Origin of the sequence: Pseudoalteromonas atlantica (assembly GCF_043641955.1) — a bacterium.
Taxonomy (GTDB): Bacteria; Pseudomonadota; Gammaproteobacteria; order Enterobacterales; family Alteromonadaceae; genus Pseudoalteromonas; species Pseudoalteromonas atlantica_A.
This window is the reverse complement of sequence record NZ_JBHZRV010000005.1, coordinates 204,873-227,063: the sequence shown is the minus strand read 5'-3', so window position 1 is coordinate 227,063 and position 22,191 is coordinate 204,873. Positions and strand designations below refer to the sequence as shown.

Below are 22,191 nucleotides of genomic sequence, written 5' to 3'. Positions count from 1 at the left end.
TAGTAAATTTAAAACGACAGTCAGTTTGATCGACTTTAACTACATTTGCTTAAGGAAACAGAAGTTAAAAATTATGAAAAAAAGATAAGATACTTCTATTTTGATTTAATCGGATATTTCTATTATATGTGAAATACAAAAGTGAGCTTGCTTTTATTGGTGCTTGATCAGCTAATTACAATTGAGATGGATTGAGACCGTCACTCAATCCACCCTCTTAAGCTACGTAATTTTACTCTTGTCCCCCTTGAACACCGTAAATTGCAGGGCGTTTTAACTGGGCATTTAAAGGCAAATAACACGCCAGTGCGCCAAGGCAGATTACAAACAATAACGTTATAAATAACATAGCAAACTGCATAATTTGCGGTATGCCACCAGCAATGAGCTGTAATGGTTGCTGTAAAGTAAGCAATAACGCCATACTGAGTAGTATTCCTGTTACAATTGCGCTGCCATTTTGCTTAAACACTAACAAAAACAGCGCCATTGGTTTTGCGCCTACACACAAATGAATACCAATTTCAGCACGCCTTAAAAGTACTGAATAACGCATAATACCTATCAAACCAATACTAGTTAAAGCAATCGTAGCAATAATGATCATTAGTGTTGTGCCTGATACCACATATTGACGAAATAACGCATTATTTCGCTGATTACTTAATGGCTCCAATTGATGAACAGATAAGCCCGAATCAATAGATTGTAATAAGGTATTAAGCGTATTTTTTGTTACGTGCTGGGTATGTTTAAACTCTATGATAAATGAATTGTAACCTGCGCGAGTAAGATAAGCTTTAGGCTCAAGCGACGTTTTTCCCGGTATTGGCATTGCTTTAACTACACCAATCACGACTAAATCGTTTTCGCGCCCAGAAGTTATATCAAAACTTAAATGCATACCCAATGCATTACCATTACTTGACATTTTTCCTGCAAGTACTTCATTGATAATTATAACATTTGCATTACTTTCAACATCTTCACTTGTAAAACCACGCCCTTGTAATATGGGCTGTTTCAGGAGTGAAAAATAAAGTTCATCAACAGATTTCCCATAGGGTAATAGGATTTTATTACTCGCTACTTCAACCAATGACCAAGTAATTAAGTTATCATTAATGGGTGATGAGGACCGACTGACTTGCGCTACCCCTGGCAATAAAGCAAGCTCGTTAGCCACTTGTTTTAGTAATTGATTTACCTTGTCTCTATCTGCTGCTAGATGGCTTGCTAGATTAACTTTTAAACTCGTTAATTGCTCAAGTGGCAATGTGAAGGCCTCGTCAATATTACTTTTATTTACGCTAAAAACTAAAAAGTTAATAAACAATAATGTACACGCCACACTGACCTGAAAGGCGACTAAGCCCTGCCACACACGCTTACCTACCTGCACTGACATACCTTTACCCGCTGATTTTAAGCTAGTTATTAACTGTTGATAATTTATAATCCGCGTGCACAGAAATGCAAAAAGTGTTGTTAATATTAGACCACTAACCAATGTGATCAGCAGTGATACTTCATTGATAGCAAGCTCATTAGCGCGCGGCAATATCGCCATAGCAAAATCACTCAGAGTTACCAAAAAAAACGCAGCTAACGCAAGTCCTATCAAACTTGCCAAACCAATTAGTAAGGAAATTTCCTGCCAAAACTGTTTAAACAAAGTAAATCGGGTTGCGCCCAGTGCCGCACTGAGTGCTAATGTGTGCTTGCGCGATGCTGTTCTTACAATAAACACGTTACTAATATTTACGCAGGCAATAATAACCAAACCAGCTACGGCTAAAATAAGCCAATAAATATTTTTCGGTGTCTCTTTTAATATCACTTTTTGCAAGGAGTTAAGCTCAAGTTCGATATGCCAGCCCGCAAAGAACGCTTCATTCGTAATATGCTGTTGCCATACATTATCAACATACTGCGACAACTTTTTACTCGCCTGTTCAATACTTATATCGCTGGGTAGCTTAGCCACAAAATGGCTGCGCGAATAACGATTCCACCAAATTGGTTTTGCCTCTGCTGAGGTTAAATTGTAATCCCACGGCAACCACACATCTGTAATTTGGCCTGTTTTAATCAGTGCAGGCGATTTAAAACCTGCGGCAGCCACACCTATAATTTTGAATTGTTGGCCGCTCACACTCAGTGTTTGACCTATTATGTTTTCTTTACTGGCAAAGTCATTTTGCCAAGTTTGATAACTGATAACTGCAACGGGGTTAAAACTATCTAAGGTTTCAGTTTGCGTAAAACCACGCCCTAAATGCAGCTTAATGGCGAATATATCAAACCATTGTGGAGTAACAAATGAGGTGTTTACTATAGGCAAACCCGCTACATCATCGAGCCGTTGTTCGGCGTAATATACCAATGCAGTTTGTTCAAATAAATTATGGTTTTTATATAGGTCTATTAATGCTGGGTAATTAAAAGCACGGGTATTGAGTGAGCCTGTTTGGTCAATTTGAGCATATTCAGCTTTTACTAGCCGCCCTTGTTCAGGGTATGGCAATGGTTTTAATAGCATAATGTAAGCAAGCGTTAATACTGTAATTAACGCTGATAAAACAATGCTTAACGTTGTAACAACACTCAAGCTGTAAACTTTATGATTAGCTATATTAAGTAATGCATTTTTTAAATTATACGTCATTGCAATACTCCGTTAAGTTATATCTAAATAGTCGTCGGCACTTTATTACTTTTGGATATTTCATTTTACTCTCTCAACAAGTTATTTAAGCACTTAACTGCTCTTTTATACCCAAAGCACCTAACATCTCACCATCTAGCAACTTCAGCTTTCTTGTAGCCATATCACAGTAACGCGGATCATGTGTCACCATGCAAATAGTGGTGCCAGCGGCATGTAGCTCACTTAACACCTGCATTACCTGATCGCCCGATTTTGAGTCTAAATTACCCGTTGGTTCATCAACTAATAGTATTGCAGGCTCAGTCACCAGTGCCCGAGCGATCGCCACGCGTTGCTGCTGCCCGCCCGATAACTGGTTAGGTTTGTGACTCATACGATGTCCAAGCCCCACCTTTTCAAGGCACACCTTTACTTTTTCAGCAATAACTTGCTTGCTCGGTTTCGTGTGATGGTAACGTAGTGGCAATGCCACGTTGTCAAATACGCTCAGCTCGTCAATTAAATTAAACGACTGAAAAATAAACCCTATTTTTGCATTGCGAATGTCAGCAGCCTGATTAAGCGAAAGTGAAGACACGTTTTTACCTTCAATAAAATATTCACCGCTTGTTGGCATATCAAGTAAACCCAAAAGTGAAAGTAATGTTGATTTACCACAACCAGATGGCCCCGATATCGACAAATATTCACCGCGATAAATACACAAATCAATGCTACGCAGTGCATATGTTTGCAGCTCTTGTGTTTCGAATACCTTACTAATTCCGTTCATTGCTAATACGACATCCGTTTGAGTGTTCGTTACTTTTTGCTCTGTCATTACTTTCGTCCTGCTTATTAATTAATTAATTAATTAGAATTTCGCTATTGCGGCGAGTAAGGTTGGTTAAATCTGAAATAATCAATTGCTGATCTAACTGCGCACCACTGAGTATTTCGATGAAGCGCCCAGCCTCGCGACCAAACTTAATATCAACTAAATACGCACTTTGTTGCTGTGAGTTTACCTGATAAAGCGCGCTTACACTGTGTGGTTTAACGTTTGCAGGGCGCTCGATATAAGCAACATTTTTTAATTGCGCAATATTGATATTGGCATCAACTGTTAATTGCGGGCGCACATTTTCAGGGAGCTCTTTAGGCAAGGATAACTCGACCTCTACGGTATTGTTGACTACCACAGGGCTGATGCGCGCGACCTTTGCTTTAACAACCCCTCGACGGGTGTCGACATGGGCAAGCTGCCCTAATCGAATATCATCCACTTGATTTTGTGGTACTTGAATTATCGCAATGAGTGAATCAACCGAGCCGATAAGCGCAATTTCTTGCCCTGCGTTTACACTTTGCCCAAGCTCAACCGGTAAGCGCTGGAGTACGCCATCGATTCCCGCTGCAACAGATAGATTAGCTAGCTGTGTTTGTGCCATCGCCACAACCCCTTGTTGCTGTTTGATTTGCTCAAGCTGAATATTTTCAGATTCTATGTGCACAGACTCTAATTGCTCTGCACGTTGCTTCGCTATAGCTAATTGTTTACTTAGTTGTTGCTCGTCTAATCTGCTACGCTGATAGTTAAGTGTTGAGACGATCCCCTGTTCAACTAAACTGGTTTCAGCTTTTAATTTTAGTTTGGCATTTTCATAAGCGGCATGGCTTTGTGCCACATGAGAAAGTTCGTTTAATTGCTCGCGGGTATTGTTTAATCTTAACTGACGCAAATTAGCATTGAGTTTTTTAAGCTCTTGCTGCGCACTTTCAAGCTGTTGCTCAAGCGCTGGATTGGCTAATTGCACTATTACAGAATCACTAGTCACAATTGCACCGGGCTTTAATAAAATAGCCTGTACTGTGGCGGGAGTTTTTGCCGTTAACAATTGCTGCTGCGCAGATTTAAGCTCACCATAACCTGTAACCGTAATTGAAAGCGCACCTTGGCGTACATCACTAATAATTATATTACTGCGCGATACAGACACACTCCCTTGACTGTTGCGCTGATAAATCACTCCTACAATTAAAATAACAGCCAGTAATAAAATTAGCTTATGCCAAAGCGATAACTGCTTTACTACTTTTGTTTTTACTATGTCCATCTTGCACCGTATTATGCTTTGTATATATAAGCTTTAGCGAAACACGTGCCAATATTAAAAACCAATAAATACAATAAATTACAAGCATTCACTATTTAAAAAGCCTTATAAAGCGGCGATACCGGACTGCTCAGTGCCAGTTTGAAACTGCTCAGGCACTAACGATTTAAATACACTTAATACTGCAACTTCAAAATCGGACTCAAAGAGTCCGAAATCGGAATAAAACACCTTATACAACCACCTTTAAATAACTAACAAGCTGAAATACAATAATAAAATCACTGGCATAGAAATCGCTATACGCTACAATCATGCTGCGCCTACTCACCTATTTGGAAGTTTATGTCTGCCACTATTTTGATCATTGAAGATAGCCCTGAAATTCGCCTAAGCGCGCGTTTTATATTAGAGGATAACGGCTATCAGGTACTCGAGTGCGACTCGCCTTTTACAGCACAGACTCTGATTGAAGACAGCCTGACAATTGACCTTATTTTGCTTGATATGAATTTTACCCGCGACACCACCTCTGGTGACGAAGGTATGGCGTTTTTAAAGCACTTACATAAACAGCAATTAGATATTCCCGTCATTACAATGACGGCTTGGTCGAGCGTAGATCTAGCAGTGCGCGCTATGCAACACGGTGCGTGTGACTTTATTGAAAAGCCATGGCAAAACCAGCGCTTATTAAAACTAGTTGATCAACAACTCACGCTTAAAAAGTTAAATAAACAAAACCAAAAGTTGCAGCAACAGCTTAGCGATCATGACACGCCTGCATTTGTGTATCAGTCACGCGCTATGCAAGAATTAATAAGCCAGTTAGCTAAAGTGGCTAAAACCGATGCTAATATTTTACTGACAGGTGAAAATGGCACAGGTAAAAGCCAGCTAGCACAATGGCTTCATCAGCAGTCTTCGCGTCATACACACCCGTTTATCGCGGTAAATATGGGAGCAATTGTTGAATCGTTATTTGAAAGCGAAATGTTTGGCCATAAAAAAGGCGCATTTACCGATGCCAAAAGTGAGCGTATTGGGCGCTTTGAGCTGGCCGATAACGGTAGCTTATTTTTAGATGAAATAGCCAATATACCGCTGCCACAGCAAGCTAAGCTATTGCGGGTACTCGAAAGCCAAGAGTTTGAAATGGTCGGTTCGAGTCAAACCCAAAAAACTAATGTGCGTTTAATATGCGCTACCAATGGCGATATTGCCACACTGATAAATCAAGGCCAGTTTAGAGAGGATTTATACTATCGCGTCAATACCTTGGAGTTTGTGATCCCGCCGCTTCGCGAACGCACTGAAGACATAGTCCCTTTGTGCGAGCACTTTATAAATTTACATACTAAAAAATACTCAAGTACCGTACTTATATTGAGTGAATGCGCTAAACAGGCATTAAACCACTATTCTTGGCCGGGTAATGTACGCGAGTTAAGCCATGTGATAGAACGCGCAATATTATTATCAACAACCGATATATTAACTGCCGATGACTTAAACCTACAAAACAATCAAAACAGTAACGTGTTGCCACTTATGACACTAGAGCACGCAGAGCGCCAATTAATTGATCTAGCCCTTAAGCAAACTCAAGGACATATCCCTAACGCCGCTAAGTTATTAGGTTTAGGTAAATCATCTATGTATCGTCGCCTAGAAAAGTACGGTATTAGTGGATGAAAAACACGATAAAACCGAGTTGCCTTTATCAATCATCGCTTGAGCGCAGCTTAATCGGCTTTGCGCTATTGAGCGGTCTTTTTGCCACACTAGGCAGCTACTTGATTGCTCAGTATTTTGCTTTATCTATTGTTACTTCAGCTGGGTTCTCACTCCTATTTTTAGGTATTTACTTTAAGCTGTTTATTCGTACCTACAAAAAAGTAATCAACAGCTTTAACCGCAATCATGCCCACTTAGATGCCATTTTAAACGAAGATTATAACCAGCTCGTTAAACCCAGTTATCAGGCAGGGAGTATTCACCAATTACAGCAAAGTTTGATTTCACTAAGTGAAGAGTTATTTAAAAAGAAGTCGCGCTACGATCAGCATGTTTTTTTGGTGTACCAATTAATTGAGCATTTTAATGTGCCTATCATGGTGCTAGATCAACATAATAAACTCAGCTATGCCAATAATGCGTTTAGTGAATTTAAACAGACTCAATGGCAAACTTTACGCTATTCAAACGCTGAACAATTAGGGCTTACAAAGCAAGACGAGCATTGGCAATTTAGCGACGTTATTACAGCCCAGCAATGGCAAATACGCCACAGTGAATTTATAGAGCAAGGCAGCTGCCATCAACTTATTGTTATGATCGACATCACTTCTGCGCTTCGAGAAAGCCAACTGCAAGCATGGCAGCAAATTATTCGCGTACTCGGTCACGAAATTCGTAACTCACTCACCCCAGTCACTGCAATGGCTGAAAATCTCGCCGTGAAGCTCACCGAACCACGACAAGTACAAGCACTTAATGTAATAAGTGAGCGCTGTAATTATCTTAATGAATTTGTCACTCGCTATGGTGATATAAATAAACCACTGGCACTCAATATAGTTGAAATAGACACTGCTGCATTTTTAAAACAAGTCTGTGCAATTTACCCTGATGTTGTATTTAGCTGCGTAGCTAAAGCTACAACCTTTAAAGCCGATCGCACGTTTATTCATCAAGTGATGATAAACTTGATAAAAAATGCCATTGAAGCCAGCACTCCACCGATGAAAATTGCACTAAGCATTCACCAGCAAGGCAGAGTAAACTGCATCACCGTTGACGACAATGGACAAGGCCTTGCCAACCCTGACAATATTTTTGTGCCGTTTTACACTACTAAACAACAAGGACAAGGGATTGGTCTGAGCTTTTGTCGCAACGTGATAGAGCAGCATCATGGTAGTTTAAGTTTAGCCAATAAAGAAAAACACCAAGGCGTAATCGCAACAATATTGTTACCTGTTTAGCTCGATTCGAACAGAAGTACTTTGAAGAGCGATTAGCTTTATCAGTAAAAAGCTTGAATTAGGCATGTAAACATACCTCATTAACTTTAGTAAAAAGTCTAACTTAAACGGGAGTTTTTAAGTTAAGCACTCTCATTTCTGATCAGCGCTAGCTTTTCAATGCCGTGTTCTGGGGTCCATCGTTTAAACTCTACAAAGTCATATTTTTTATATAACCTAATCGCGGGTTCGTTTACTACAGCGGTTTCAACAACAATAGTCGTTGGCTTAATTGGAGCGGTACTCGCGAAGTCATTAAGTACAAAGTGCATTAATCTATTCGCAATACCTTTGCGAAAGTGTTCAGGGTCGACCACTAAGCTATTAATTTCTAATTGATTATCATTACTTTCCAGCTCAATAACCCCCGCAAGCTGCGTATCGTCATAAAATCCATAAAAAAGCGTTTGAGAATTTTGTATATCAGTAACAGTGCGCAATAACGGTGGGAAATTCAGCGTACCTATTAACTCCGCTTCAATCTTATAAGAACGTTGGAAAACACTGTGGATTTCCCTCGTAATTGTGTAACTTGAGTTATCTAGCTGCAATATCATTTATTTAGTCTCAGTTAATAGGTTATTAGGTACCTAATCTAATATTAACTAATAACAATTAATTACTAGCTTATACTTTATCTGACTTGAACTATACGCTACGACTTTATTCCAGACAAAAACTTAGCTGTAAGTACGAAGTATTAAACGCGCGATAAACAGACTGACTTAACTTACAACAGAACTACTTTGGGATGCTCGGATTCTAAATCACTTTTCTTTAGACATAAAAAACCCGAGCAATTTGGTCGGGGCTATCAAAAGTGGTACCAGCGAGCGGACTTTAACTCGTAACAGTGCCACATCTAGTGGCGCTCGAGTCCGTATTTCATTTTATTTCAGACATAAAAAAACCCCAACCAATTTGGTCGGGGTCATCAAAAGTGGTACCAGCGGGCGGGCTTTAACTCGTAACAGTGCCACTCCAAGTGGCGCTCGAGTCCGCATTGCACTTTTCTACAGGCATAAAAAAACCCTTGCTAAAAAGCAAGGGCTATCAAAAGTGGTACCAGCGGGCGGACTCGAACCGCCACTCCTTTCGGAAGGGGATTTTGAATCCCCCATGTCTACCAATTTCATCACGCTGGCATCATTTTTCTTTAACCTTCTAAACACGAGAAGATAAAGAAAAACCACTTTAGAGCTAGGACTTATAAAACTGTCTTCGTCTCTATGCCAAGCATTATACAAACAATGGCCTTAGCGGCAAGCCTTTTTTACAAAAGCGTGAACAACCGCTTAACAATTAAGCAACCATTAACATTCTGTGGTTTTGCGGTCCTAGTATTTGTCACCCTATTTGCTAAACTAGCGCGCATATCAACTTTGTGAGTATATTTATGTCTGGTGATTTTCCAAGTGCGGGCTTTTGGCGCCGCTTTGCTTCATTAATTTACGACTCATTAGTCGTTATTTCATTATCTATGCTAACGGCTATTTTATACTTTGCCGCGATACAAAGTTTTATTGCTCTGGGTATTATCGCGCCTACAGAAGACCCAGCAGCTTTAATTCAAGACTCTCCACTGTTGTATGGTATCCGCAGTGCATTATTTGTTGCTGTTAATATTGTGTTTTTTGCTTATTTTTGGACAAAGAGCGGTCAAACAATTGGTATGCGCGCATGGCGCTTAAAAGTTCAAACACGCGACGGTAATCTGATCAGTTGGCCACAAGCTATTATTCGTAGCCTTAGTGCATTATTAGGGTTGGGTAACTTGGTGGTGCTGGTTGATTTTAAAAATAAACGTGCGCTGCAAGATTACATTGCTAAAACAGAAGTTGTGGCATTATCAAAAGAAGAGAACAAACGAATTTATCGTTCTTTAGATTAACCCTACAAAAAATAAAGGAGCTATTATCTAGCTCCTTTATTATCAATTTCGTTTATTTAGTAGGTAAGTTGCAAAACCGATAAATATAACACTCGGTACTGTTGCACCTATAATTGCAGGTATTTGATACACCATCACTACTGGACCAAAAATTTCATTAGTTAAGTGAAACACAATTCCGGTCACAACCCCCATCACTATACGTGCTCCCATAGTCACTGTTCTAAGGGGGCCAAATATGAATGACAAGGCAACCAATAACATAACGGCAATAGACACTGGCTGCATAATTTTACGCCATAATGCTAATTCGTAAGTACTGGTGTCTTGCTCATTTTGTTTAAGGTAATCTAAGTATGACCACAGCCCAGTAAACGACAATGACTCAGGTTTAACAGACACCACCCCAAGCTTTTCAGTTGTAAGCTGTGACTCATAAAATTCTTCATCGAGCTGCTCGGTAATAATTTGCTCTTCGCCTATTTCTACCTTGCTTACATCACGTAATAACCAGCCATCATTCCTGCTCACAGCTTCTCGCACTTTGGTTATCTTAGTTAGTTGTAATGACTTGTCAAAGTGGTACATGTTAACGCCATGCAAAACACCATTTTGATCAACATCTTCAATATTGATAAAGTTATTGCCATCTTTTGCCCAAACACCTTGTTGTGCATTAAATACATCACCACCGTAAATTGCTTGATTGCGTATTTCTTTGGCTTTTTGCTGCGCCTCAGGTGCGCCCCACTCGCCAAGAGCCATCATGCAAATAGCCATAAAGACGGCGGTTTTCATTACTGATATAATAATTTGCAAACGCGACATACCCGCCGCCTGCATCACAACCAGCTCACTATTGGAAGCAAGCGCTCCCAAACCTGTGAGACCACCGATTAAGGCAGCCATTGGGAAAAACACCACTAAATCACCCGGTAGGCTGTAAAGAGTGTAAAGCAGCGCAGTTGCAATATCATAGCTACCACGACCAACCGATTTAAGTTGCTCAATAAACTTAATTAAAGTGCTTATGCCCACCAATACCATAAGCGCAAAACCGGTAGTTTGAATAATGCTTCGACCCAAGTATAAATCGAGAGTTTTCATCATGCGCCTAACTCCCGCTTAGTTACAATCGCTTTGAGCCAAGCCCCCACTGGTCGCCCTTTGATAATTAAAAACCCACCAATGAATAGGGCTGTAATATGAATCCACCACAAACCAATTGATGGCGGTATTTTGCCATCTTCAACCGCAAATTTTGCCGCATTAAGTAATATAAAATACCCCAAGTAAAGGCTGATGGCAGGCACTAATTTTGCAAATTTACCTTGTCGCGGGTTTACAACACTTAACGGAACTGCAAGCAATGTAAGTAATGGTATTGAGAGCGGAATTGCTAAACGCCATTGCCATTGCGCTACAGCTTCTGGCGTATTCATCGAGATTAAATTCATCGTTGGCACAGCCTCTAATTTACGGCGCTGGTGCTCTACCTCCTGCTCGCGTATTTGCACGCTGTAACCATCAAACTCTGTTAGATTTAGCGCTGGTGACTGGCCATCAGTTTCATAGCGTTTACCTTCGCTAAGCACGAGCTGTTGCTCACCGTTTTCTTGCTCAACAACAACACCACGCTGTGCATAAACCAAGCGAGCTAAGTTATCTTTTTCACTGTCTGGTAATTGTGCAACAAATACTTTATTGAGTTCTTTCCCGCCATTATCAATATTGTGAATAAACACCACGGCTTTTTCATTACCCGTTTGTTGAAAACGACCTGCTCTTAGCGCGGATAAGCCCGCATCTGCTTTGGCCTGCTCTTTTAATTGGTATTCAAGTTCGCTGGCCCAAGGCGCTACATAGAGTGTTAAAAATCCAGCCATTATTGCCAAGCCAAAGCTTGAAATAAGAGTAACACGAACAACATACCACTCACTGACCCCACAGGCTTTTAGGACTGTCATTTCACTGTCTGCGTAAATACGGCTATAGGCGAGGATAATCCCTAAAAAAATACTTAGTGGTAAAATTAATGAGGCTAGTTGTGGAAGTTTAAGCGCAATCATCGAGAGCACTAGCTTAGCGGGAATGCCACCTTCGGACGCATCGCCTAAAATAACCACAAATTTTTGCGACAAAAAGATGGTCATTAGGGTTAAAAATACAGCGACCTGAGACTTTAAGACTTCAGTGGTCAAATAACGGAAAATTAGCAATGCTTGCCCCTGTTAAACATCGTGTTTTACTTCAATAGCGGGAAAAACTAAGTAAACTTAGCATTTTACTCTATTTATTATATGCCATCAGTATCAAATATCATACCTAACAACACGATATATTGCCGCTTTAGTGGTATTAATCGAGTCAAAGGTATAAAGTTCAAAAACACATAATGAGTTAACGTTTTTAGACTAAGATTAAACATATAAAGTTGCTTAGCCCTAGAAATTTATTAAATTACCCATATTAAGGGTTCTATGACTCAAAATTAGGAGTGACAATGGAATTTAGCGTAAAAAGTGGTAGTCCTGAAAAGCAGCGTAGCGCATGTATTGTAGTTGGCGTTTATGAGCCACGTCGTTTATCCCCCATTGGTGAACAACTCGATAAAATCAGTGATGGTTATATCTCTAATTTACTTCGTCGTGGTGACCTTGAAGGCAAACCAGGACAAGTGCTGTTATTACACCATGTGCCAAATGTGCTAAGTGAACGCATTTTATTAGTTGGTTGTGGTAAAGAGCGCGAGCTTGACGACAAACAATATAAACAGATAATTTCAAAAACTATTAATACCTTGAATGAGACGGGTTCAATGGAAGCTGTTTGCTTTTTGACTGAGCAACACGTTAAAAGCCGCGATACCTATTGGAAGGTACGCCAAGCAGTTGAAACAACACAAGACTGCTTATACACATTTAACCAGTTAAAAAGTAAAAAGAGCGACCCACGCCGTCCACTGCGTAAGATTGTATTTAACGTACCAACACGTCGCGAATTAACCATTGGTGAAAGCGCCATTGAACATGGCTTAGCCATTGCCGCAGGTAGTAAGCTGTGTAAAGACGTAGCAAATATGCCACCAAATATTTGTAACCCTGCGTATTTAGGCGAACAAGCAAAAGAACTGGCAACCAGTTTTGACAACGTGAGCGTTGAGCTTATCGGCGAAGAAAAAATGGCTGAACTTGGTATGAACTCATACTTAGCCGTTGGCCGTGGTAGTGACAACGAATCGGTTATGTCGGTTATCAACTACCAAGGGGGCGCAAAAGATCAAGCCCCTATCGTTCTTGTTGGTAAAGGCCTTACTTTTGACTCTGGCGGTATTTCTCTTAAGCCAGGCGAAGGTATGGATGAAATGAAATACGACATGGGTGGTGCAGCCGGTGTTATTGGCGCAATGCGCTCTCTTGCACAAATGCAATTACCTATCAATGTGATTGGTATTTTAGCCGGCTGTGAAAACATGCCTAGCTCAAACGCTTATCGCCCAGGTGATATTTTAACGACTATGTCAGGACAAACAGTTGAAGTGCTCAATACCGATGCAGAAGGACGTTTAGTATTATGCGATGCCCTTACGTATGTTGAGCGTTTTGAACCTGAAACCGTGATTGATGTAGCAACTTTAACTGGTGCGTGTATTGTTGCATTAGGTGCTCATGCCACTGGTTTGCTATCAAACCATAACCCACTTGCTCATGATTTATTAAAAGCCTCTGAGCAAAGTGGCGATCGTGCATGGCAGCTACCATTGTGGGATGATTATCAAGATCAACTAGAAAGCCCATTTGCTGATTTTACTAACTTAGGCGGACGCGCAGCTGGCACAATTACCGCAGCCTGCTTCTTATCTAAGTTTACTAAAAAGTATAACTGGGCACATTTAGATGTAGCCGGTACAGCGTGGCGCAGTGGCAAAAACAAAGGTGCGACAGGTCGTCCTGTGCCTATGTTGACGCAATATTTGCTAAATCGTGCTGGTGTAAGCGATGCAGCACAAGACTAAGTATTCATACTTATAGTCATCTAAAAGGCGCTTGTTTAGCGCCTTTTTTGTTCCCCACTAATTAATGAGTAACGTAGTGTATTCATTGAAGCAAACCCTGTTTTATGGCAAAATCCTTGCTCTAATTTATGTGTGCTAAAAAGCCACATATGCAATGCAATGGGAAACCCCGATACAATGAGCATCAATGCCCAATTTTTTGTTCTAAAGCAACAAGATGAGTCACAAGCGAAAGCGGATGATCATTTTGCCTTAGCCGCACAAATTGCCGCAGAACAGTATCGCCTTGGTCACCGTGTTTTTGTTTTTGTTGATAACACAGAAACAGCCCATGCCATTGATGAAACGATTTGGTCATTTGACCCTGACAGCTTTGTGCCTCACAACCTCCAAGGTGAAGGGCCAAAAGGCGGTGCACCTGTTGAAATTGGTATGACACCTCCGGTCAGTAATCGAAAAGTTTTAATAAATTTGGCCGCACAGCTTCCGGATTTTATTCGTCGCTTTAACCAAGTTTTTGATTTTGTACCCGTAGAGGCAGTCGCTAAACAAGCTGCTCGTGAGCGCTTTAAAAAACTGCGCCAACTAGGTGCCAATATCACCACGCAAGATATTAATAGCTAGTCGCTCTTAGAAAGACTAACTAACCAACTCATTTAAGTACTTATTTAAGGTTCTGTGTAATGGATAAAACCTACAATCCGCAAGATATTGAACAGTCGCTATACCAAGACTGGGAAGAAAAAGGCTATTTTAAACCATCTGGCCAAGGCGACGCATATTCAATTATGATCCCACCGCCAAATGTCACGGGTAGCTTGCACATGGGCCACGCCTTCCAAGATACCATTATGGATACCTTAACGCGTTTTAAGCGTATGCAAGGCAACAATACGTTATGGCAAGTAGGTACTGACCACGCAGGTATCGCAACTCAAATGTTGGTTGAACGTAAACTGTCTGCCGAAGAAGGTAAAACACGCCACGATTTAGGCCGTGACGCATTTATCGATAAAATTTGGGATTGGAAAAATCAATCTGGTGGCACGATCACCAAGCAACTTCGTCGTCTTGGTGCATCAGTTGATTGGGATCGTGAACGCTTTACTATGGATGATGGCTTATCTGAAGCGGTTAAAGAAGTATTCGTGCGCCTGCATAAAGAAGACTTAATCTACCGTGGCAAGCGCCTAGTAAACTGGGATCCTAAATTACACACCGCCATTTCAGATCTTGAAGTTGAAAACAAAGACAAACAAGGCCACATGTGGAACTTACGTTACCCGCTGGCGGATGGTGTTAAAACTCAAGACGGTAAAGACTACATTGTTGTTGCAACAACTCGCCCTGAGACCATGCTAGGTGACTCAGGTGTTGCAGTAAACCCAGATGACGAACGCTATCAAGATTTAATCGGTAAAGATATTTTACTGCCAATTGTTAACCGTCGTATTAAAATTGTTGCCGATGAACATGCCGATAAAGACAAAGGCACGGGTTGTGTAAAAATCACCCCAGCCCATGACTTTAACGATAACGAAGTGGGTAAGCGCCATCAAATGCCGATGATCAATATCTTTGATAAAGATGCTGCGGTATTAGCCCAAGGTGAAACTTACACATTTGATGGTAAAGAACTTGAGTTTGACGCACCAATTCCTGAGCGCTTACACGGCCTTGACCGTTTTGAAGCGCGTAAAGTAATTATCGCTGAGTTTGAAGAACTTGGTTTACTTGAAAAAATCGAAGACCATGCGTTAACAGTACCTTACGGTGACCGTTCTGGTGTGGTTATTGAGCCACTTCTTACTGACCAATGGTATGTACGTGTTGCACCTCTTGCTGAGCCTGCAAAAGACGCTGTTAAAAATGGCGACATTCAGTTTGTGCCACAACAGTATGAAAACATGTACTTCTCGTGGATGAACGACGTACAAGATTGGTGTATTTCTCGCCAGCTTTGGTGGGGTCACCGTATTCCAGCTTGGTACGACAGCGAAGGCAATGTATTTGTTGGTCGTGACGAAGCTGAAGTACGCCGTGAAAACAACATCGCTGATGATGTCCCTCTTAGCCAAGACGAAGACGTACTTGATACTTGGTTCTCGTCAGCACTTTGGACATTCTCAACTCAAGGTTGGCCTGCGAACACTGATGATTTAAAAACTTTCCACCCGTCTGACGTGTTGGTAACCGGTTTTGATATTATTTTCTTCTGGGTGGCGCGTATGATCATGATGACCATGCACTTCATTAAAGACGAAAACGGTAAGCCACAAGTACCTTTTAAAACGGTTTATGTTACCGGTCTAATTCGCGATGAAAATGGCGATAAGATGTCTAAGTCAAAAGGTAACGTACTTGACCCAATCGACATGATTGACGGTATCGATCTTGAGAGCTTAGTGACTAAGCGCACCAGTAATTTGATGCAAGAGAAAGTCGCTAAAAAAATCGAAAAAGATACTCGTAAAACTTTTGATAACGGTATTGAGGCGCACGGTACCGATGCCCTGCGCTTTACTTTGGCAGCAATGGCGTCAACAGGTCGTGATATCAACTGGGATATGAACCGCCTTGAAGGTTACCGTAACTTCTGTAATAAGTTATGGAACGCAAGCCGTTACGTACTAATGAATACCGAAGATCAAGACTGTGGCTTTGCAAACGATGCAGCAAAAGAGTACTCGCTAGCTGATCGTTGGATTTTAGGTCAGTATGAAGCGACTGTTAAAACGTATACCGAGCACCTTGATAACTACCGTTTTGACCTTGCCGCTAATACGCTTTATGAATTCACATGGAACCAGTTCTGTGATTGGTACTTAGAGCTTACTAAGCCGGTGTTATTCAAAGGCAATGAAGCACAACAACGTGGTACGCGTCATACGCTAATCACTGTACTTGAAAGCTTACTACGCTTAATGCACCCAATGATGCCATACATCACGGAAACTATTTGGCAGCGCGTTGCGCCTCTAGCAGGCCTTGAAACAGAGAACACCAGCATTATGGTTCAAGCCTTCCCTGTTTATAATGCTGCAAGTGTTGATGCTAAAGCGATGGAAGATTTAGAATGGGTTAAGCAATTCATTGTCGCTATTCGTAACATTCGTGGTGAAATGGACATCAGCCCAAGTAAGCCGCTTTCAGTGTTACTTGCCAATGCATCAAGCGATGACAAACGCCGTATTGAAGAGAACGAAAGCTTCTTAGCGTCACTTGCTAAAATTGAAGCATTCACATTGCTAGAGAACAAAGATGATGCTCCAGCTTGTGCCACATCGTACGTTGGTAACCTTGAGATCATGATCCCAATGGCAGGCCTAATTGATGTTGATGCCGAGCTTGCGCGTATTGCTAAGCAACTTGAAAAAGCTGAAAAAGGCCTTGCTCAAGTGCAAAATAAACTTGCGAACGAAAAGTTCGTTATTAATGCACCTGAAGCAGTACTTGCCAAAGAGCATGAAAAACTGGCTGAGTACTCAGACGCTAAAGCCAAGTTGCTTGAACAAAAAGAAAAAATTGAAAGCTTATAAGCACTGACGCTTATTTACCTTCTTCAAAAAGCGAGCTTGATAGCTCGCTTTTTTTGTTTCTATTTAAAGTCCATCTACTTATACTTACTGTGAAAATTATAAATCACAGGAATCTTTAAACAGTGAAAAATAAACTATTTATTTTTGTACTATTGGCTTTATCATTTTGCTGCACTTCGGTTATGGCAAAAAATACGTTCTCTGCTGGTGCTGGGTTCTATGAGTTTGGCGGTCATGCTGGAGTTAAATACAAATATTCAATTGACGATTTACACGCTCTTTCTGCTGCTGTAGGTGTTGTTGGTTATTCAGTTGGTTACGAGTACTCTATGTCAGCATATACCACTGTTGGTTTCAGTGCTGGTCAACAAGTTGCAGTTGCTGAAGATGGCTATGTTGTTGCTAAGTTAAATTACTACTTCCAAGGTATTGATAATACGAGTTGGATACTAGGCTTAAGTGCAGGTGTAAAAGAGGAAGATGGGGACTGCTTGGTGTTTTGTGAAAAGAAAGACACTGAACAAATAGAAGGTACCGTAGGTATACATGTCGGCTATCAATTTTAAAAAAGGCAGCGAAAGCTGCCTTTAATCTTTATTAACTAACTTAAAAAGTGTAGTTGTATTGCGCACCAAATAAGTACGCGTGGCCATTTGACTCAAATCCCCACTGTTGCATTAATTTATCAGGCTCAGTGAACTTTTGCGTTTTACCACGTAAAATGCTCATACCGATATCTAAGTTTGATTGCTCGCTCATAGTGTAATTAACACCAAACGAGTACCAAAAACGGTCTGTATCTGGGATAGAGATAGACATGTGGTTTTTATCCGCAGGCGACTCATCATAGGCAATACCGGCACGCAATAATACAGCATCGTTGAACTGGTAATCAGCACCAATAGAGTAACGCATTGCGTCAGAGAAGTTCTCTTCTTTAGAGAATACAGGCGTATCACGACCTTCAACTTGCGCTTCTAACTTGTCAAAGCTTTCCCAACCTGTCCACATTACACTGTAATGTAAACCTGTTTTATCATCTAACTGATGAGAACCAGAAAACTCAGCAATCGCTGGTAAAGTGATTTCAACACTGCCAGGAATACTTGCCCCAGCAAGGCCATTGAATGGCGCTGACGCAGGCAGTTGATTTGAATATTGACCATCAAAAGTAATATCAGTTTCACTGCGGTAGTTAAACCCAAAACGGCTATTTTGGTCTAGTTGGTACATTGCACCCACGTTCCAACCAAAGCCTGTATCGTCACCTTCTAAATGAACCGCTTCTGTTTGAGCTGGCACACCAAACGGGTTAGCACCAAAGTTACGAATAATTTTTGCATCAGCATAAATATAATTTAAGCCTAAACCAACGCTAAATTGTTCGTTGATTTTATATGAACCACTTACGTTCATATTAACAGTGACAATTTCTGTTTCACCCGCTAATTGACCTGCAGGATAATCCGCATCAAATTCAGTAGCTAAACCAAAGTTAGAAAAGGCGCCAAAACCAACTGAAAACTTATCATCTACAGGCATAACAAAGTAGCCCGCTGGAATAACAGCTGAAGGCGCGATGCTGCTATCATTTAATTGATTAGGGTTTGTTGATGCATTGCTCGCTTGTGTGCCGCGTAAACTAACATCAGGAATTACCGCAATACCTGCGACACTGAGTTGTTTTTCTTTAAAAACTGACATCAACGCAGGGTTACGCGCTACAACCGATGCATCATCAGCAACAGACGCTTCACCTGCGTATGCGCGCCCTAGGCCTGACGCATTTTGCTCTGCTAACTGAAAGGCAGCGGCAAAGCTGTCGGCAGACACAACAGCAAAAGATGCTGCAATAAGAGTTTTAGTAAATTTCATTGTGTTTCCTTAACCAAACAAAGTTTGGATACCCATGTGTATTATTTTTAACCTGAGTACAGGTTGTTTAGGATCAAGTCACTATATTCAAAACTTTGCTACACTACCTTAATTTTTATCGAAAAACTGTAACAATTCGTTATAAAACCACATAAAACCTGTTTTTTAACACCTAAGTAACAGTTTTTTAAAACTCATCGGACAAGATGGACAACCACGCAAATACAATTAATTATCATTTGCGTTGACTTGAGGTTTTTAGCCTATTAGACTATTTGCAATGTTCTATTTTGAATGGAAAAGCAATGGAGATTGGATTTATTGCTGCGGCACTTATTTTTTGTGGTGCCAGCGTGTACTGCTTTTGCAAAGCCAATTTTTGCGCCTGCACGAGAGCCGGAGAATGCGATAATCCCGTTAACCATTATTGGTTAGGCGCGATTGCGGCTGCATTTGTCGCACTAATGTGTTGCTGCGCAGCTCTTCACTCTGAGCAAGGCACCTTGCTGTGGCTGGTATTGATGGTGAGTTGTTTTGGCGGAGCATTACTCTCGGCCAAGCATTCAGCCAAAAAGCGCTGCAAAAATACTAAGCGAGCAAATGCTCTTTTAACAAACGAGCCAAATTAAGCTGATAATCCAACGGCTTGATACTTGCTATGATTTTTAAATCATGACCTTCTGCCGATAAGTCGACGTCTTTTGGTGTAATATGGTGGTTATGTTTTGCATTATAAAATACTTTAACACTGGGTTTGATTGGATTTTCCTGATTTCCTTGGGTAACCAGACCTAACCGTTCATTGGTCAGTTTTACAACAGTGCCAACAGGGTGAACACCTAAACACTTTATAAAACGTTGCACCAATTCACTGTCAAAAAGATCTTTATTACTGAGTAAATAACGTAACACGTTGATTGGCTCAGTGCCAAGTTGATGAGGCCTATCTGAACTCATTGCATCATACACATCAACAATCGCCATGATCCGCGCCGGACGACTAAGCTTTTCTGCGCTGATCCCTCGAGGGTAACCGCTGCCATCAAGTCGTTCATGATGATTGACTATCATATCAAGCATCAATGGCGTTATGCCTTTTTCGCCCTTAACAAGCCCCAAGCTCTGCACAACATGCTTTTTGATAGCTTGCATTTCAAGGTCATTCACTTCTTCTGTTTTTGAGAAAATACCTTGAGGCAACTTTGCTTGACCCAAATCATGCAGTAATGCACCCATCGCAAGCTCTTGCACAATCGCTTCTTTGTAACCTAAGTACTTAGCAAAAACAGTGACTAAAATGGCGCAGTTGGTCATATGACGCCAATTATACATATCTTTATCTTTTATACGGGTAAGTATTGCCATGGCATTGTGATTACGAAAAACTGATGCCACGATATCTTTGGCAATATCGTCTATCAGCGCAAGGTTCATTTTTAAGCCTGAGGTCACATCGCCATATAAATTTTGTAACTTTCGATTGTGCTGCTCGTAAGTCACACTTGCCTTTGTAAACTCCTGCTCAACACTGATTGCTTTTTTTGCTTTTGCTGGCTTCGCTTTTACCGCAGGCTTTTTTTCGGGGGACGCTTGTGGCTTAGGTTGGTACTTAGCCGGAATCTTAACATCGCTTTGCGTGAAATCTATCACAAGCTCAGCAACACCTTCAGCGACTAATCGCTTAATAATCGACTTATCACGCACCAATCCACGTGTTTTTATTTTTATGCTATCGACACCCTCATATTGCTTGCTGACACTGTCTACAAACATACCTGGTACAAGCTCGGAAATAGGAAGGGTAATGAGCATAAATGTGGCTGTGTTACTTTTATAAAAACGAATATATTATTATCAACTAATAACAATAAATGTCTACAGGTAAAACACCGAATACGAATTATGGATTGGTTTTTGAATTGCGTGACAAACATAAAGTTCGTTGAAGTGGATTAAGTAGGTTGGTAATAAAGCGTACCTAGGCTCTTGTTACCAGAACCTAGGTGGAATCAATTTACTCTTGGAAGTAGGTGCCCCAGCCGTCGTACTCAACGCCTGTATCAATAGCGAGCTGTGCAAGCTTATCAACATCTTCCATGATTACATCAACATCAAGCTCAGCTTCAACAACAATGTCAAAACCCCAGATTTTTTCGCCATCTTCAAGCTCTAGCTCAGCAGGCTCTTCCACGTCATAGCCTAGTTTAAATGCCGCTAACGCTGCTTGTTCAAGCTTTACAAAGTCTTCACAAACAAAGTGGTGCTCTACTTCGTAAAGGATTTCAGGATCAGAGCCATCTTCTAATAAAGAAGATACGATGTCTTCACTAATTTCACGCCAATTTTCCATCACTTTTCTCTCACTTGGGCATCTAATTCGGTTATTCTAGCAGCCATCATAGTATGAATACGACTTGCGTGTTCACGCGCACCGATTTCTTTATCAAGGTGCTGAGGTGCTAACATGTCTATATAGATTGTACCATTGTCCCAACGATTTAGCTTAATGGTTTTATCGGTTGTGCTCATACAAACGGGTACAACTGGTACATCTGCATTCATGGCTGTATGAAATGCTCCCGTTTTAAATGGCAGTAAGCCGCGCCCATAGCTTCGAGTGCCTTCTGGAAACATCCAAATAGACAATCCTTTATGTTTAATTTTTTCAGCTGTTTTAGAAATTGTCCCTGCTGCTTTAGAGCGATTACCTCTATCAATGAGTATATTGCCAGATAGCCAATAAAGCTGACCAAAAAATGGGATCCACTTCAAGCTTTTTTTGCCCAAGCTAACACAGCTTTGCGGCACTGCACCGGGTATTGTGAATAAGTCATAGCTATTCTGATGATTTGCAACGTACACAGCTGGGCCTGTATTTTGTGCATCAGGGTGGCGCGTAATTACAACCTTTACACCCAACATTTTAGCCATTGAGCCAAACCAACTTGATATAACATGTACATTGTTTCTATGGAAGGGTTTAACTACACACAGTAATAAGCCACAAAAACAACTTACTAATATAAACAAAGCCATGATTAAAATACGAATAAAAGCTAACACAAATACACTCCAATA

At 40.9% G+C, this 22,191-nt stretch carries 19 protein-coding genes and 1 tRNA gene; 8 read left to right on the top strand and 12 right to left on the bottom strand.

Going from position 1 to position 22,191, the window contains the following annotated elements:
* Window positions 1–232: 232 nt before the first annotated feature.
* The 4 genes from ACHUE3_RS12345 to ACHUE3_RS12330 all read right to left on the bottom strand — a co-directional run bounded on the left by ACHUE3_RS12345 (window position 233) and on the right by ACHUE3_RS12330 (window position 4,998).
* Window positions 233–2,668, bottom strand: coding sequence for an ABC transporter permease (locus ACHUE3_RS12345; protein ID WP_394192712.1), 2,436 nt, complete (start codon window positions 2,666–2,668; stop codon window positions 233–235).
* A gap of 85 nt (window positions 2,669–2,753) precedes the next feature.
* On the bottom strand, window positions 2,754–3,491 hold the full coding sequence (locus tag ACHUE3_RS12340) for an ABC transporter ATP-binding protein (protein WP_394192711.1): 738 nt from the start codon (window positions 3,489–3,491) through the stop codon (window positions 2,754–2,756).
* Window positions 3,492–3,516: 25 nt separating this feature from the next.
* Entirely contained in the window at window positions 3,517–4,767 is a 1,251-nt protein-coding gene (locus ACHUE3_RS12335; RefSeq protein WP_394192710.1) for an HlyD family secretion protein, read from the bottom strand.
* Window positions 4,768–4,872: 105 nt separating this feature from the next.
* Window positions 4,873–4,998: a hypothetical protein gene (locus ACHUE3_RS12330; RefSeq protein WP_394192709.1), complete on the bottom strand. Its 126-nt coding sequence runs from the start codon at window positions 4,996–4,998 to the stop codon at window positions 4,873–4,875.
* Window positions 4,999–5,112: 114 nt separating this feature from the next.
* Between ACHUE3_RS12330 and ACHUE3_RS12325 the strand changes: the two genes are divergently transcribed.
* Window positions 5,113–6,462, top strand: coding sequence for a sigma-54-dependent transcriptional regulator (locus tag ACHUE3_RS12325; RefSeq protein WP_394192708.1), 1,350 nt, complete (start codon window positions 5,113–5,115; stop codon window positions 6,460–6,462).
* On the top strand, window positions 6,459–7,754 hold the full coding sequence (locus ACHUE3_RS12320; protein WP_394192707.1) for a sensor histidine kinase: 1,296 nt from the start codon (window positions 6,459–6,461) through the stop codon (window positions 7,752–7,754). Before ACHUE3_RS12325 ends, ACHUE3_RS12320 begins: the two co-directional genes overlap by 4 nt.
* A 122-nt stretch (window positions 7,755–7,876) precedes the next feature.
* Here the strand turns inward: ACHUE3_RS12320 and ACHUE3_RS12315 are convergent, their stop codons facing one another.
* Both ACHUE3_RS12315 and ACHUE3_RS12310 read right to left on the bottom strand, forming a co-directional pair.
* The gene (locus ACHUE3_RS12315) at window positions 7,877–8,350 is read right to left on the bottom strand and encodes a GNAT family N-acetyltransferase (protein ID WP_394192706.1); all 474 of its coding nucleotides are present in this window, start codon (window positions 8,348–8,350) and stop codon (window positions 7,877–7,879) included.
* 503 nt (window positions 8,351–8,853) lie between these two features.
* Window positions 8,854–8,938, bottom strand: a tRNA-Leu gene (locus ACHUE3_RS12310).
* Between the two features lie 251 nt (window positions 8,939–9,189).
* Here ACHUE3_RS12310 and ACHUE3_RS12305 point away from each other — a divergent pair.
* Entirely contained in the window at window positions 9,190–9,684 is a 495-nt protein-coding gene (locus tag ACHUE3_RS12305; RefSeq protein ID WP_394192705.1) for an RDD family protein, read from the top strand.
* A gap of 42 nt (window positions 9,685–9,726) precedes the next feature.
* Here the strand turns inward: ACHUE3_RS12305 and lptG are convergent, their stop codons facing one another.
* Window positions 9,727–10,794, bottom strand: a complete 1,068-nt coding sequence (gene lptG, locus ACHUE3_RS12300) for an LPS export ABC transporter permease LptG (RefSeq protein WP_394192704.1) — start codon at window positions 10,792–10,794, stop codon at window positions 9,727–9,729.
* A complete protein-coding gene (gene lptF, locus ACHUE3_RS12295; RefSeq protein WP_394192703.1) occupies window positions 10,791–11,903 on the bottom strand; it encodes an LPS export ABC transporter permease LptF in 1,113 nt (370 codons plus the stop codon). The genes lptG and lptF overlap by 4 nt, the downstream gene beginning before the upstream one ends.
* A 284-nt stretch (window positions 11,904–12,187) precedes the next feature.
* Between lptF and pepA the strand changes: the two genes are divergently transcribed.
* The 4 genes from pepA to ACHUE3_RS12275 all read left to right on the top strand — a co-directional run bounded on the left by pepA (window position 12,188) and on the right by ACHUE3_RS12275 (window position 17,804).
* A complete protein-coding gene (gene pepA / locus ACHUE3_RS12290; protein WP_394192702.1) occupies window positions 12,188–13,699 on the top strand; it encodes a leucyl aminopeptidase in 1,512 nt (503 codons plus the stop codon).
* 177 nt (window positions 13,700–13,876) lie between these two features.
* Entirely contained in the window at window positions 13,877–14,323 is a 447-nt protein-coding gene (locus ACHUE3_RS12285; protein ID WP_394192774.1) for a DNA polymerase III subunit chi, read from the top strand.
* A gap of 59 nt (window positions 14,324–14,382) precedes the next feature.
* Window positions 14,383–17,238 carry a valine--tRNA ligase gene (locus ACHUE3_RS12280; protein ID WP_394192701.1) on the top strand — a complete coding sequence of 952 codons (2,856 nt, stop codon included), beginning with the start codon at window positions 14,383–14,385 and terminating at the stop codon, window positions 17,236–17,238.
* Between the two features lie 122 nt (window positions 17,239–17,360).
* The gene (locus ACHUE3_RS12275) at window positions 17,361–17,804 is read left to right on the top strand and encodes a hypothetical protein (RefSeq protein WP_394192700.1); all 444 of its coding nucleotides are present in this window, start codon (window positions 17,361–17,363) and stop codon (window positions 17,802–17,804) included.
* A 40-nt stretch (window positions 17,805–17,844) separates the two neighbouring features.
* Here the strand turns inward: ACHUE3_RS12275 and ACHUE3_RS12270 are convergent, their stop codons facing one another.
* Window positions 17,845–19,113 carry an outer membrane protein transport protein gene (locus ACHUE3_RS12270; RefSeq protein WP_394192699.1) on the bottom strand — a complete coding sequence of 423 codons (1,269 nt, stop codon included), beginning with the start codon at window positions 19,111–19,113 and terminating at the stop codon, window positions 17,845–17,847.
* 305 nt (window positions 19,114–19,418) lie between these two features.
* Between ACHUE3_RS12270 and ACHUE3_RS12265 the strand changes: the two genes are divergently transcribed.
* A complete protein-coding gene (locus tag ACHUE3_RS12265) occupies window positions 19,419–19,742 on the top strand; it encodes a hypothetical protein (RefSeq protein WP_394192698.1) in 324 nt (107 codons plus the stop codon).
* Here ACHUE3_RS12265 and ACHUE3_RS12260 read toward each other — a convergent pair.
* The 3 genes from ACHUE3_RS12260 to ACHUE3_RS12250 all read right to left on the bottom strand — a co-directional run bounded on the left by ACHUE3_RS12260 (window position 19,702) and on the right by ACHUE3_RS12250 (window position 22,176).
* On the bottom strand, window positions 19,702–20,925 hold the full coding sequence (locus tag ACHUE3_RS12260; RefSeq protein ID WP_394192697.1) for an HD-GYP domain-containing protein: 1,224 nt from the start codon (window positions 20,923–20,925) through the stop codon (window positions 19,702–19,704). The two genes, ACHUE3_RS12265 and ACHUE3_RS12260, sit on opposite strands and share 41 nt — an antisense overlap.
* A gap of 202 nt (window positions 20,926–21,127) precedes the next feature.
* Window positions 21,128–21,463 carry a ribonuclease E inhibitor RraB gene (rraB, locus tag ACHUE3_RS12255; RefSeq protein WP_394192696.1) on the bottom strand — a complete coding sequence of 112 codons (336 nt, stop codon included), beginning with the start codon at window positions 21,461–21,463 and terminating at the stop codon, window positions 21,128–21,130.
* Window positions 21,463–22,176: a 1-acylglycerol-3-phosphate O-acyltransferase gene (locus tag ACHUE3_RS12250; RefSeq protein WP_394192695.1), complete on the bottom strand. Its 714-nt coding sequence runs from the start codon at window positions 22,174–22,176 to the stop codon at window positions 21,463–21,465. The genes rraB and ACHUE3_RS12250 overlap by 1 nt, the downstream gene beginning before the upstream one ends.
* Between the last annotated feature and the right edge of the window lie 15 nt (window positions 22,177–22,191).